Annotated in this window: 10 protein-coding genes; 1 reads left to right on the forward strand and 9 read right to left on the reverse strand. The window is 68.3% G+C overall.

The window, feature by feature from the left end; translation table 11 throughout:
• Positions 1–163 precede the first annotated feature (163 nt).
• The 8 genes from tsaE to ACOYJQ_RS00890 form a co-directional block, all read right to left on the reverse strand.
• A complete protein-coding gene (tsaE, locus tag ACOYJQ_RS00855) occupies positions 164–1,729 on the reverse strand; it encodes a tRNA (adenosine(37)-N6)-threonylcarbamoyltransferase complex ATPase subunit type 1 TsaE (RefSeq protein ID WP_433455591.1) in 1,566 nt (521 codons plus the stop codon).
• Positions 1,726–4,215: a PAS-domain containing protein gene (locus ACOYJQ_RS00860; protein ID WP_433455593.1), complete on the reverse strand. Its 2,490-nt coding sequence runs from the start codon at positions 4,213–4,215 to the stop codon at positions 1,726–1,728. The genes tsaE and ACOYJQ_RS00860 overlap by 4 nt, the downstream gene beginning before the upstream one ends.
• Before the next feature lie 226 nt (positions 4,216–4,441).
• A complete protein-coding gene (gene ahcY / locus ACOYJQ_RS00865; protein WP_433455595.1) occupies positions 4,442–5,839 on the reverse strand; it encodes an adenosylhomocysteinase in 1,398 nt (465 codons plus the stop codon).
• 285 nt (positions 5,840–6,124) lie between these two features.
• Positions 6,125–6,439, reverse strand: a complete 315-nt coding sequence (locus tag ACOYJQ_RS00870) for an HPr family phosphocarrier protein (RefSeq protein ID WP_433455597.1) — start codon at positions 6,437–6,439, stop codon at positions 6,125–6,127.
• Positions 6,440–6,604: 165 nt separating this feature from the next.
• Positions 6,605–7,006 (reverse strand): PTS sugar transporter subunit IIA, encoded by a 402-nt coding sequence (locus ACOYJQ_RS00875; protein WP_433455599.1) that lies wholly within the window; start codon positions 7,004–7,006, stop codon positions 6,605–6,607.
• Positions 7,007–7,116: 110 nt separating this feature from the next.
• Entirely contained in the window at positions 7,117–7,575 is a 459-nt protein-coding gene (locus ACOYJQ_RS00880) for an HPr kinase/phosphorylase (RefSeq protein ID WP_433455601.1), read from the reverse strand.
• 5 nt (positions 7,576–7,580) lie between these two features.
• Positions 7,581–9,386: a stimulus-sensing domain-containing protein gene (locus ACOYJQ_RS00885; protein WP_433455602.1), complete on the reverse strand. Its 1,806-nt coding sequence runs from the start codon at positions 9,384–9,386 to the stop codon at positions 7,581–7,583.
• 32 nt (positions 9,387–9,418) lie between these two features.
• Entirely contained in the window at positions 9,419–10,120 is a 702-nt protein-coding gene (locus ACOYJQ_RS00890) for a response regulator (RefSeq protein WP_433455604.1), read from the reverse strand.
• 240 nt (positions 10,121–10,360) lie between these two features.
• Between ACOYJQ_RS00890 and ACOYJQ_RS00895 the strand changes: the two genes are divergently transcribed.
• Entirely contained in the window at positions 10,361–11,965 is a 1,605-nt protein-coding gene (locus ACOYJQ_RS00895; protein WP_433455606.1) for a phosphoenolpyruvate carboxykinase, read from the forward strand.
• 10 nt (positions 11,966–11,975) lie between these two features.
• Here the strand turns inward: ACOYJQ_RS00895 and ACOYJQ_RS00900 are convergent, their stop codons facing one another.
• The gene (locus ACOYJQ_RS00900; protein WP_433455608.1) at positions 11,976–13,211 is read right to left on the reverse strand and encodes an FAD-dependent monooxygenase; all 1,236 of its coding nucleotides are present in this window, start codon (positions 13,209–13,211) and stop codon (positions 11,976–11,978) included.
• Positions 13,212–13,531 lie beyond the last annotated feature (320 nt).

Here is a 13,531-nt window from a genome sequence, read left to right on the forward strand (position 1 = left end):
TATGGCTCTTGCAAGGATTACGGCAAACCGGGACAGGTGGCATCACCTCTCCCGTGCGGGTCGCATGTGCGCCCTTTTTAGAACCTGCGCACGATAAGGCAACCGCCAAGCGGCGGAAAACACATCCGCCATGCGCCATTCGCCGCCGTCGGCGCGCGGGAAATCAGGCTTCCGTCGCCAGTTGCGGCAGGTGGGTGGCGAACCAGTCCCGCAATTCGTGCAGGGCGGGGTGGGCGAGATTGCGGCGCAGATACTCGGCGATGCGCGGCAGATGCGCCAGATATGCGGGCTTGCCGTCGCGCCGGTCGAGTCGCACGAAAAGGCCGAACAGTTTCGTCGCCCGCTGCGCACCGAGCAGGGCATAGGCGCGGATCAGCTCCTGCGTGTCGAAGCCGGGATCGCGCGCGCGCCGCTCCTGCGCGTAAAGCGCCAGCAGCTTCAGTTCGAGCGCCGGCGATACGGTGACGCGGGCGTCCTGCAACAGCGAGGCGAGATCGTAGGCGGGATGGCTCATCACCGCGTCCTGAAAATCGATCAGCCCGACTCGCGCCACGCCCTGCCGCGTCTTCAGCCAGATCAGGTTGGGCGAGTGGAAATCGCGCAGCGCCCAGGTGCGCGGCCCGGCAAGCACTTCGTTCAGCAGCCCGGTCCAGATGCGCTCGAACGCCGCGCGGCCCGCATGCGGCACGAAGCGCCCGGCGCGGTAGGGCAGATACCACTCCAGCAGCAGCCGCGCCTCGATCATCAGCGCGTCGATGTCGTAGGGCGGCACCACATGCTCCACCCCGTCCACCACCGGCAGCACATCCGGCACCTGCGAGGTATGCAGGCGCGCGAGAAGGCGCACCGCCTCGGCATAGCGCTCGGGAATCGGACCGGCGGCGTCCGTCACGCCCTCGCTGCCGAGATCCTCCACCACCAGCAGGCCGGCGTCGAGATCCTGCCCGTAGATGACCGGCGCGCTGAAGCCGAGCGCCCGCAAGCCCCGGTCGACGGCGACGAAGGCATGCACGGAATCCGACAGCCGCGCGACGACGTGATAGGGCTTCTCGCGGCCGAAGGACGGCGCTTTCGGGCGCGGCGGCGAGAACATGAGAATCGCCGTCTCGCCAGACGGCTTCGTCAGCCGCTCGTAAAGCCGGATGGAGGCATCGCCGTAGATGGGAACGCGCGCGGCGTTGCCCCAGCCCGAACGCTCCAGCACGGTGCGCAGCGCCTTCATCTCCGCAAGGCGCGCGGCCCGTGCGCCCGAGGCCGTCAGCACCGCGATTCGCTCGCCCTCCAGCCCCGGCACCAGCCGCAGGTTCACGTCCAGCCGATCGCCCGTCAGGTATTCTCCCGCCCGGTCGGGCCATTCCACCAGCACGATCGCGCCGTCCGCCGCCTCGTCCCAGCCCAGATGGTCCAGCTCCAGCGGATCGCCGATGCGGTAGAGATCGGCATGCACCACCGGGCCGCGCGCCGTCTCGTAGACCTGCATCAGCGTGAAAGTCGGACTCGGCACCTCGAGCTGCGGATCGCCCGCGACGGCGCGCACGAAAGCCCGCGCGAAGGTCGTCTTTCCCGCGCCCAGATCGCCGCAGAGCGTGATGAGATCGCCCGGCCGCGCCTCGTCCGCCAGCACGCGGGCAAGGCCCGCCGTGGCCGCCTCGTCGGAAAGCCGGACCGCCCAGGTCGTCGTCGCGGCCGCCGCTCCGGTCGCGGTCATGTTCGTCTCGCCATCGCTCATGCCGCCGCTTCCCCGGCTTGCCCGGCTTCTTGCCCCGCCTTGGCGCGCGCCAACGGAAAGACGCACACGATCCGCGTGCCGCCGCCGTCGGCCGTCTCCACCTCCACGCGGCCGCCGTGAAGCTCCACGAACGACCCCACCAGCGACAGGCCGACGCTCGCCGAAAGTCCCATGTCCGCCGTCCGCGCGCGGGAAAACAGATGCGCCGCCTGCTCCGGCGGCAGACCGGGACCATCGTCCGCGACCGCGATGCGGATGTCGCTGTGGCCGCGCGCCGCCCCGACGACGATCGTGCCGCCGGACGGCGAGGCGTTGACGGCGTTCGACAGCAGATTGTAGAGCACCTGCCGCACGCGGCGCGCATCGCCGATGAACACGCCGATGTCGACCGGCACGTCGACCCGCAGTTTCACCGCCTTCTCGGCGAGCCGGTCCTCGATGCCGCGAATGGCGCCGGCGACGGCTTCCGCCACGTCGACATCGCCCATGCTCATCTCCACACCGCCGTTGTCGATGCTGGCGAGATCGAGAATATCGTTGATCAGCGCCAGCAGGCTTTCGGACGAGCGGGTGATGTGGTCGGCGTATTCGCGCTGCTTGGCGTTCAGCGGCCCCACCGTTTCCTCCGCCAGCAGTTGCGCGAAGCCGATGGTGCTGGTGAGCGGCGAGCGCAGCTCGTAGGAGACATGATGCACGAAATCGTCACGGATGCGGGACGCCCTTTCGAGCGCCTCGTTGCGCTCGGTCAGCGCCCGCTCGACATTGACGCTCGCCGTCACGTCGGTAACGGTCAGCAGCGTGGAACCGTCCGGCAGCGGGGCGGTGGCGCAATCGAGCGTCGCGCCGTCCGCGCGCACGACGCGGAACGTATGCGGCGTGCGCGTGTCGTGCAGACCGGCGATCGCCATGCGAATGCCGTCCCACACCGCCGCATTCACCGAGCGCGCGGCGCAATGGCCGGCGATGGCGTCGACATGCGGGCGCGAGGCGATCAGCGCGTCGTCGAGATCCCAGAGTTCCGAAAAGGCCGGGTTGGACAGTTTCAGCCCGCCGTCCGAGCTGAACACCGCAACGCCCTCGCGCAGCGAGTCGAGCGTCTCGCCCTGCATTCGCATCAGCGCGTTGTAGCGCGATTCCAGCGAGAACCGCTCCGTCGCGTCGTCGAAAACATAGGTGACGCCGCCCTGCGGATTGGGCGTGACCACGACGTGCAGCGTGCGCCCGTCCGGCAGATACCACCAGTGCTTTTGCGCCGCCGAGGCGCCGTAGGCCGCGAACAGCTCGCGCTTCCACGCGCGGAAATCGGCCTGCTCCGGCAGCTTGCGCTCGCTGCGCAGCCGCTCCAGAACATCGCCGTCATCCGGCGCCGTCTCCAGAAACGCGGCGTCGAGCGCCCACAGCCGGCGATAGGCGGCATTGTGAAACACGAGCCGCCGGTTCGCGTCGAAAACGGCCACGGCGGTGGGCAGCTTGTCCAACGTACGGGTATGCGCTTCCTTCAGACGGTCGCGCTCGGCGCGGGCTTCCTCAAGCGCCGTCACGTCGCTCGCCATGCCGGCGGTGCCGCCGCCGCCGGGGCTTTCCACGATCTCCAGCGCCAGCCGCGCCTGCCCCGCAACGGTGGAGACGCGCCCGGCATAGACGGCGCCGGCCGCGATCTTCGCCCGCACCGCGTTGCGCGCCGCCTCGTCGAGCAACTCCATCTGGCGGGCCACCACCTCCGCGCCGTCCGCCGCGCCGACCGCCGCCGCATAGGCGACATTGGCCCAGATGAGAGCGCCGTCCCGGTCGCGCAGCCAGATCGGCTGCGCCATCGCGTCGAGCATGGTGCGCAGCGCCGCGAGGTCGCCGCGCGCCGCCGCCAGCGCGTCGCGGGCGCGGGCGAGTTCCTGCCGGTCGGCGGTCATCTCGCGCAGGCGAAACACCGCCTGCCCGCCGATCGCCCTTCCGTCCGCCTCGAAATAACGCCCGTCGAGCGCGCGCACGCCGAGATGGAAGCGTTCGCCGCCGTTCTTCAGCGCATCGAGCGCCGCATCGAGCGCCTGCGCGTGCGAGGGCGCGAGCCAGGCGCCGAAGGCCAGCACCCGCCGCGCCGGCTGCCCCGGCACCGCGATGGCGGCATCGCCCTCGATGACGGGCTCGCCGTCGCGGGCCGGCCAACTGACGATGATCTGGGGATCGCTGGCGATCAGCGTGGCATGACGGTCGTGGCGGGTGCGCAGATCGTTCAGCTCCCGCAGCAGCGCCGCCGCGCTGCGCTGCCCCCGCGCACGCTCGCGCAGCAGCGCCATGGCCACGACCGCGAAAACCGCCGCGAGCCCCGCGAAAACCGTGACGATCGCGGCGGCATGCGGCGTCAACCGCAACGCGCCCGCCTCGCCCCCGGCCGCCTGCGCCGTCGCCGGGGCGGCCAGCGCGCAGGAGAACAGGGCCGCGCGCCACGCAGCCCTGAACCAACGCCGATGCGCGCGCGCCATCCCCGTCATCACCCCCGCCCGCAGAGCCTTGCGACAACACCGCGCCCGGCACCCCGCCGAACCGCGAATCACTCGTACATTAACGTTTCGCGCAGCTCATCAGAAAGTGGTTAACGGTGAGGAAACGCCGCGTGCCCCCAGCTATCTGGGGCTTGCCGCCGAAAAAAATCGTGAGCCGATTCAATATGTCGCGGCCGGACCTTCATAATCTTCCGGCCGCGAACGGATGAGGGGCTCAATAACGGTAATGATCCGCCTTGAACGGCCCGGCCGCCGAGACGCCGATATAGGCCGCCTGCTCGTCCGTGAGCTTCGTCAGCGTCACGCCGATCTTGGCGAGATGCAGCGCGGCCACCTTTTCATCGAGATGCTTGGGCAACGTGTAGACCTTGCGCGCATATTCGCCCTGCTTCGTATGCAGCTCGATCTGCGCCAGCGTCTGGTTGGTGAAGGAGGCCGACATCACGAAGGAGGGATGGCCGGTCGCGTTGCCGAGGTTCACGAGCCGCCCCTCGGACAGCAGAATGATGCGCTTGCCGTCGGGGAAGGTGATCTCGTCGACCTGCGGCTTGATGTTGTTCCACTGGTAGTTGCGCAGCGCCCCGACCTGGATCTCGTTGTCGAAATGGCCGATGTTGCAGACGATGGCGCGGTCCTTCATCACACGCATGTGCTCGATGGTGATGATGTCCTTGTTGCCGGTCGCCGTGACGAAGATGTCGGCGCGCGGCGCCGCCTGTTCCATCGTCACCACCTCATAGCCTTCCATCGCCGCCTGCAAGGCGCAGATGGGATCGACTTCCGACACCAGCACGCGGCAGCCGGCGTTGCGCAGCGAGGCGGCGGAGCCCTTGCCCACGTCGCCGAAGCCGGCCACCATGGCCACCTTGCCGGCCATCATCACGTCCGTGCCGCGGCGGATGCCGTCGACGAGCGACTCGCGGCAGCCGTAGAGGTTGTCGAACTTCGATTTCGTGACCGAATCGTTGACGTTGATGGCCGGGAAAAGCAGGCCGCCTTCCTTCTCCATGATGTAGAGGCGGTGGACGCCGGTCGTCGTCTCCTCCGACACGCCGCGGATGTTGGCGGCGAGCTGCGCGAACCAGCCGGGCTTTTCGGAGAGCGTGCGCCGGATCAGCGCGAAAAGCACCTCCTCCTCTTCCGAGGCGGGCTTGTCGAGGAAGGCGGCGTCGCCCTGCTCCGCCCTGAGGCCGAGATGCACGAGAAGCGTCGCGTCGCCGCCGTCGTCAAGGATGAGGTTCGGCGTGCCGCCGTCGTCCCATTCCAGAATCCGGCGGGTATAGTTCCAGTATTCCTCCAGCGTCTCGCCCTTCACGGCGAACACCGGCACGCCGCTCGCCGCGATGGCCGCCGCCGCGTGGTCCTGCGTGGAATAGATGTTGCACGACGCCCAGCGTACCTGAGCGCCCAGCGCCGTCAGCGTCTCGATCAGCACCGCCGTCTGGATCGTCATGTGCAGGGAGCCGGCGATACGCGCACCCTTGAGCGGCTGCGACGGACCGAACTCCTCCCGCACCGCGATCAGCCCCGGCATCTCCGTTTCGGCGATGGAGATTTCCTTGCGGCCCCAATCGGCCAGCGACAGATCCTTGACGACATAATCCTGCGACATGAAGCGTCCCATCCTGATAAAGACGTATCGAGGGCGCGACGACGCCCCGTCCGCTGCGCTCTATAGCAGCGCCGACGCAAAACGGCAACCGGCATATAAAGAGATCTTTATATATGGATCGGCCCATGAGACCGCTCCGGCCCATGAAACCCGGCGCTTTTCTCGTCCTGAGCGAAGCGAAAAGCTGAAAAACCCCAAGCCCACGCGGCATTCGAGCGAAGGAAAAAGAAAAGCCTTTTCAGCCACAAGCAAAAGCGGAGCGGGAGTCGTCTTTCGGGTTACGCCCTACTCATCCTCGCCGAAGCGGCCGGCGAGCAGGGCCTCGATGGCGTCCAGCGCCTCGCCCGCCTGCGGGCCGGAGGCCGCGACGGTGATCGTGGTGCCCTTGGCGGCGGCGAGCGTCAGCAGCCCCATGATAGAGCGCCCGCCGACGGTTTCCCCGCTGCGGGTCACCGTGACCTCGGCGTCGAACCGGTCGACGGTCTGGACGAACTTGGCGGAAGCGCGCGCGTGCAACCCCTTGCGGTTGACGATCGGCAGTTCGCGCGGCGGCGGATTATCGGCGGACAGGTGCGAAGCGCTGTCGATGGAATCGGTCAAGATCGGCCACTCTTCAAAACTGCGCCGCAGTCAGGAACGCTGACCCCGCGCGAAACGGTGATGCCCTTGCCGGCCCGCCGTCGCGGCGGCGCCCGCACACCACCATTCAGGTAGCGCCTTCCTCTGCCCTGTCAATAGCGGGCCGTCGACCGCCCGCGCGAAGCCTCACCGGCCGGTGAGGACGTGACTGGCGACGTTGATGTACTTGCGGCCCGCTTCCTGGGCCTCGATCACCGCCTCGTCGAGCGGCCGATCTTCCCTCACCGACGCCAGCTTGATCAGCAGCGGCAAGTTGATGCCCGCGATAACCTCCACCTTGCTGCCGTTCATGCAGGAAATCGCAAGATTCGAGGGCGTCCCGCCGAACATGTCGGTCAGTACGACCACCCCGTCTCCCGCATCAGCCCTGCATACGGCCGACAGTATATCTTGCCGACAGCCGTCCATATCGTCTTCGGGACCGATAGCGACGGTCTCCAGCTGTGTCTGCGGACCGACGACGTGCTCCAGCGCGGCGCGAAACTCCGTCGCCAGAGAGCCATGAGTCACCAATACGAGACCGATCATTCAGAACCCTGTGCCACCGTCATAATTCATGACAGGAGCAATCATTTTGTGCATTGCAGGGAAAAGTGCAAGGGTTCTAAGAACATTTCGTCATCGTTCGGCCACAAATATCATGCCCCGTCACTTTTCCCTTGCACAACAAGGCGGTTGATGACTTCGGCGGCGTCGGCGAGCCCGCCGGCGGCGATACGCGGCAAATCAATTTCCAGAACTGTTGTCATTTTGTCGCAGTCGGAAGGCAGGCGTTCCGGCGGCATTTCCATATCCACCACCAGTCCGACCACGGCCGCCGGCTCGTGGGGAACGGCGATGATTCCCACGCCCCGCACTTCCAGCAGGCCGGCGATGGCGGCGACGCTCTCAGCCACGAGCCGGCCGTGAACGGCCGTCAGCCGCACGCGATCGTCACTGACGAGGCGGGCGAAGCGGCCGCCGCAGGCGGCGCGGGCGATCAGTCGTCGGGCGAGGGTCGACTTGCCGCTTCCCGAGCGGCCGCGGATGAGCACGCCGGTCTCGCCGATGACGACCGCCGTGGCGTGAACGGTTTCCTGACGCGGCGGATACTCCATCGCGCTCAGCCGCCCTGCTCGACGGCGGCGGGCAGTCGCACGACGAACCGGGCGCCGCGGCCGCCTGACGCGCCCGGCGCGGGCGCGCGATTGCCGGCCTCGATGCATCCGCGGTGCGCCTCGACGATCTGGCGCGAAATGGACAGGCCGAGCCCCGAGTTCTGGCCGAATTTCTGCTCCGGGCGATCCGTGTAGAAACGCTCGAACACGCGCTCCAGCGCATGTTCCGGGATGCCGGGACCGTCATCCTCGACCGAGAGCACGACCTCGTTGCGCTCGCGCGCCAGCCCGATGCGGATCTCGCCGCCGGGCGGCGAGAACGACAGCCCGTTGTCGACGAGGTTGTTGAGCACCTGCCCGAGCCGGCCGTCATGGCCCAGCACGAGAAAATCCCGGCCCGGATCGTCGGCCCCGGTAACGGTGACGGTGACGGGATGATCGTGAACGGAACGCGCGACGGCCGCCACCGCTTCCGCCAGTTGCAGCATGTCGACGGGCTCGGCCTCGATGCGGGCGAGTTCCGCGTCGAGACGCGAGGCGTCGGAGATGTCGCTGATCAGCCGGTCGAGCCGCCTCACGTCCTGCTGGATCACGGCCATGAGCCGGGCGCGCGATTCGTCATTGCGCGCCAGCGGCAGCGTCTCCACCGCGCTGCGCAGGGAGGTGAGCGGGTTCTTCAGCTCATGCGCCACATCGGCCGCGAAGCTCTCGATGGCCTCGATGCGCCGGTAAAGCGCCTGCGTCATGTCCCGCAGCGCGCCGGAGAGGTGGCCGATCTCGTCCGACCGGTCGGTGAAATCGGGAATCTCCTGCCGCGACTTGATGCCCCGGCGCACGCGCTCGGCCGCCTCGGCGAGGCGGCGCACCGGGCCGGCGATGGTGCCGGCGAGCAGCACCGACAGCACGGTCATCACCGCCGCCGCGACGGCGAACACCCGCAGCAAGGCCCAGCGCTCACCGGCGATGATGGCGTCGATATCGCCGCCCTGCGTCGAGAGCAGCAGCGCGCCGCGCACCGTGCGCAGCCGCTGCACCGGCACGGCCACGTAAACGATCGTCTCGCCCTGCGAATTGACGCGGGCGGCGCTCGCGGCGGTGCCCGCCAGCGCCTGCTTCACCTCGGGCAGATTGCGGCCGTTGGCCGTATTGATCTCGTCCGTGATGCCGGAGGCGCCGCCGCCGAACAGATGCTCGACCGGCGCGAGCCAGCCGCGCAGGGTGCCGAGCGGCCCCGCCTTCTGGCCGATCGGCGGCAGATCGTAGCGCAGGATGTCGCCGCGCGAATAGAACTGGCGGGAATCGAGCAGCAGCATTCCCTCCCGGTCGTAGATGCGGGCTCGGGTGCGCGTCGGCGTCACGAGGCGGCGCAGGACGGGCGCCACCTGCTCGGGATTGATGGAAAAATCGAGCGGCGACAGATCGTCGCCGAGCCCCAGGCTCTCGCCCGCCTGAAGCTGCATCAGGCGGTCCGGGTCGAGCGTGATCGTATCGGTTTCCACGGTGGCGGAGGCGGCCACCGCGCCGGCGATGATCTCGCCCTGGATAAGCAGGCTCTGCGTGCGCGCCTCGATGAGGCCGGCGCGGAACTGGTTGAGGTAGAGGAAACCGAGCAGCAGCGCGACAAGCCCGGCGAGATTGAGCAGCACGATGCGGCGCGTCAGGCTGGAAAGGCCGCGTTGCAGCACCCGACGCAGCACCAGCCGGATGCGCGTGCGCCGCCGCCGCGCCGCGCGCGCCGAAGCGGCGGGAGCGCTTCCGGAAGCCCTCTCCGAAGCCCCCGCCGGACCGATGTCGGGATATTCGATCGTCATCGACAGTCAGCGTTATCGTGAGCGCGAGGCGTTCATGCCTCCTTGAAGCGATAGCCGACGCCGTAGAGCGTCTCGATCATGTCGAACTCGTCGTCGACCGCCTTGAACTTCTTGCGCAGCCGCTTGATGTGGCTGTCGATGGTGCGGTCGTCGACATATACCTGATCGTCATAGGCGGCGTCCATCAGCGCATTGCGGCTCTTCACCACGCCGGGGCGCTGGGCCAGCGCCTGAAGAATCAGGAACTCCGTCACCGTCAGCGTCACGGGCTGGTTGCGCCAGGTGCTGGTGTGGCGCTCGGGATCCATCTTGAGCAGGCCGCGCTCCAGCACCCGCGCGGCGTCGACCTCGCGCGGGGCGCTCTGGTCGCGGGGGGCGGCGCGGCGCAGCACCGCGCGCACACGCTCCACCAGCAGGCGCTGCGAGAAGGGTTTGCGGATGAAATCGTCCGCGCCCATCTTCAGGCCGAACAGCTCGTCGATCTCGTCGTCCTTGGAAGTGAGGAAGATCACCGGCAGATCGGTCCGCTGCCGCAAGCGGCGCAGCAGTTCCATGCCGTCCATGCGCGGCATCTTGATGTCGAAGATGGCCATGTCGGGCGGATCGGCCGCAAGGCCGTCGAGCGCGGTCGCGCCGTCGGTATAGGTCTGGATGCGATAGCCCTCCGCCTCCAGCGCGATGGATACCGACGTCAGGATATTGCGGTCGTCATCTACAAGGGCGATGGTTGGCATGCGGTGTCGCTCTCCTCGGCGGTGGCTCCCCCGTGGAACCCGGTTTCTTTCTGAAACGGGCGAGCGGGGCCAAATTGTGGCGCGCCGGCAACCGGACCCGATTTTCGAGGTTACACCCTCGCCGCCCACGACACAATCCGCTCGCGCACCCGTTGCATTGTTCGGGCACATCGGCATCTACTGTATGCAGGCGGCGGACAACGGAAAATGCCGTTCGGATCGACAGCGGGAGGGGACCTCATGGAGAATATCGGCGTATTCAGCGAAGCGGCAGGCGCGGCGGACCTGCGCAACGTCGCGCGCATCTACTGGAACTTCGAGGCGCCCTTTCTTACCGAGGAAGCCATCCGGCGCGGCGAGGCGACGCTCGCGGCGGGCGGCGCCCTTCTCGCGGAGACGGGCGTGCACACCGGCCGCAGCCCCAGGGACAAGTTCATCGTCCGCGACGCCCAGACCGACGGCGCGGTATGGTGGGAGAACAACGGCGCGCTCGCGCCCGAATCATTCGACACGCTGCTCGCGGATTTCCTCGCCCACGCGGCCGGCAAAGAATTATTCGCGCAGGATCTTCACGCCGGCGCGGACCCGGACTACCGCGTGAAGACGCGGGTGTTCACCGAGTATGCCTGGCATTCCCAGTTCATCCGCAACCTGCTGATCCGCCCCGACAGGAGCGAGCTTCCCGGTTTCGTCCCGGACCTGACGATCATCGACCTGCCCTCCTTCCAGGCCGATCCCGCGCGCCACGGCGTTCGCTCCTCCACGGTGATCGCCTGCGACTTCTCGCGCCGCATCATCCTCATCGGCGGCACCTCCTACGCGGGTGAGATCAAGAAATCCGTCTTCACCTATCTTAACTTCGTGCTGCCGGACCGGGGCGTCATGCCGATGCATTGCTCGGCCAACACCGGCGACGCGGACGACGCGGCGGTGTTCTTCGGCCTTTCCGGCACCGGCAAGACGACGCTTTCCGCCGACGCCTCCCGCACGCTCGTCGGCGATGACGAACACGGCTGGTCGGCGAACGGCATCTTCAACTTCGAAGGCGGCTGCTACGCCAAGACGGTGCGCCTCTCGGCGGAGGCCGAGCCCGAGATTTTCGCCACGACCGGCCGCTTCGGCACCGTGCTCGAAAACATCGTCGTCGATCCGCTGACGCGCATGCCCGATTTCGACGACATATCGAAGACCGAGAACACGCGCTGCGCCTACCCGCTCCACTTCATCCCCAACGCGAGCGCCACGGGGCGGGCGGGCATCCCGAAGAACGTGGTCATGCTTACCTGCGACGCCTTCGGCGTGCTGCCGCCGATCGCGAAGCTCACGCCGGCGCAGGCCATGTATCACTTCCTGTCCGGCTACACGGCCAAGGTCGCCGGCACGGAAAAGGGCGTGACCGAGCCGGAGGCGACCTTCTCCACCTGCTTCGGCGCGCCCTTCATGCCGCGCCATCCGTCCGTCTACGGCAATCTGCTGCGCGATCTCATCGCCCGCCACGGCGTCGACTGCTGGCTGGTGAACACCGGCTGGACGGGCGGCAAATACGGCACCGGGCGACGCATGCCGATCCGCGTGACGCGCCGGCTGCTCGCGGCGGCGCTCGACGGCTCCCTCAACGAGGCGAGCTTCCGCACCGATCCCTATTTCGGCTTCACCGTGCCGACCTCCGTGCCGGGCATCGAGCCGCACATCCTCTATCCGGTGAAGACGTGGGCCGACAAGGCGGCGTTCGCGCAAACCGCCGCGCGCCTCGTCACCATGTTCCGGGAGAATTTTTCGGCCTTCGCGCCGCATGTCGACGCGGAGGTCCACGCCGCCGCGCCGCATGCCTCCATCGCGGCCTGAAAGAAGAACTCTACAATGCCTCACCGCGCAACAGCCGCGGCGGGGCGCCCGTGAGGCCGCCGGCCTCGCGCGCCAGCAGCCGCTTGAGGCCCGGCAGCCTGTCCACGACGCCGAGGCCGAGGTCGCGCGCGAGCCGCAGCGGCAGGATATCGTTGGAGAAAAGCCGGTTCATGCCGTCCATCGCGAGGCCGGTGCTCACCACGTCGAACCGGCGCGCGCGCGCATAGGCTTCCAGCGTATCCGGCAAGCCCGGATCGAGCCCCAGCCGCACGCTGTCGGCGACCGCCTCCGCCAGCGCCGCCACGTCGCGCAGGCCGATGTTGAGGCCAAGGCCCGCCAGCGGATGCACCACATGCGCCGCATCGCCCACCAGCGCCAGCCGCTCGCCGGTGAAGCGGCGCGCGATGCCGGCGGCCAACGGAAACGCGCGCGGCCGGTCCAGCAACTCCAGCCGGCCGAGGGACGCGCCGAAACGACGCTCGACCTCGCGGATCACGTCCTCGCCATCGAGATCGGCGTAAAGGCGTGCATCCTCCTCCCGCTCCACCCAGACGATGGACGAGCGGTTGCCGGTGAGCGGCAGCATGGCGAAGGTGCCCGCCGGCAGGAAATGCTGCACCGCCGCGCCCGCATGCGGGCGCTCGTGGCCGATGGTGGCGACGATACCGGCCTGCCCGTAGGGCCGCCCGATCCACGAAATGCCCGCCGCCCGGCGCAAGGGGGAGTTCTTGCCGTCCGCCGCCACGACGAGCGTCGCCTCGCGCGTTTCGCCGTCGTCCAGCGTCAGCCGGGCCAGCCCCCCGGATGCGGACGCCGCCTTCACCGCCGCCGGCTCCAGGGCGATTCCCGCCGCCACGGCCGTCTGCCGCAGCGCCGCGAGCAATACGTCGCCCTCGACGATCCATGCCAGCGGCCCGTCCGCTTCGCCGGCGTCGCCGAATGTCAGGATCGGCAGGCGAACCGCGTCGCCGGGACGGCTGTCGGTGATGCGCATGGCGGCGACCGGCTGCGCGTCGGCCGCGATTCGCTCCCACACGCCCAACGCCGCAAGCATCCGCTGCGAACCGCCGGCGAGCGCGTAGGCGCGGCCCTTCTCGTGCGCGGGCTCACGCGCCAGCGCCGGATCGAACGCCACGACCGGATACCGCCCGCCGACCGCCTGACGCAGCGCCAGCGCCGCACCGAGACCCGCCGCGCCGCCGCCCGCCACCGCGATGGCCCGCCCCTTGTAAGCCGCATCCGTCATCTGCCGCACTCCCCGGCGCGGCGTCCGCGCCCTGTCATCGAGACTTTCCCAAAACATCCTATAGCAGCCTGCATGCCATCCGGGCATCGAATCGGATGCAAGCTGCGGCAAAACGCGGAAACCGGAGTGGATTGCGCAAGGCCCCGATTCAGCGACGATGAAAATCGCTCCAATATACACTTGACGCGCCGCAGGGGAACATGCCCCATAACCGCAGGCCGGTGAGCCGGCCGCTGCCTCATCATATGTCAGGACAATAAAACAAGCGTTTGTTCTGCTACCGGAAAGGGAAGCCGCCGGTGCGCTCGACGAAACGCCCC

It is taken from the genome of Pseudochelatococcus sp. (assembly GCF_050946405.1).
Classification (GTDB): Bacteria; Pseudomonadota; Alphaproteobacteria; order Rhizobiales; family Beijerinckiaceae; genus Pseudochelatococcus.

Coding starts and splice junctions, on each gene's coding strand:
- tsaE (WP_433455591.1), bottom strand. CDS start 1,729: ATGAGCGATGGCGAGACGAACATGACCGCGACCGGAGCGGCGGCCGCG.
- ACOYJQ_RS00860 (WP_433455593.1), bottom strand. CDS start 4,215: ATGACGGGGATGGCGCGCGCGCATCGGCGTTGGTTCAGGGCTGCGTGG.
- ahcY (WP_433455595.1), bottom strand. CDS start 5,839: ATGTCGCAGGATTATGTCGTCAAGGATCTGTCGCTGGCCGATTGGGGC.
- ACOYJQ_RS00875 (WP_433455599.1), bottom strand. CDS start 7,006: ATGATCGGTCTCGTATTGGTGACTCATGGCTCTCTGGCGACGGAGTTT.
- ACOYJQ_RS00880 (WP_433455601.1), bottom strand. CDS start 7,575: ATGGAGTATCCGCCGCGTCAGGAAACCGTTCACGCCACGGCGGTCGTC.
- ACOYJQ_RS00885 (WP_433455602.1), bottom strand. CDS start 9,386: ATGACGATCGAATATCCCGACATCGGTCCGGCGGGGGCTTCGGAGAGG.
- ACOYJQ_RS00890 (WP_433455604.1), bottom strand. CDS start 10,120: ATGCCAACCATCGCCCTTGTAGATGACGACCGCAATATCCTGACGTCG.
- ACOYJQ_RS00895 (WP_433455606.1), top strand. CDS start 10,361: ATGGAGAATATCGGCGTATTCAGCGAAGCGGCAGGCGCGGCGGACCTG.
- ACOYJQ_RS00900 (WP_433455608.1), bottom strand. CDS start 13,211: ATGACGGATGCGGCTTACAAGGGGCGGGCCATCGCGGTGGCGGGCGGC.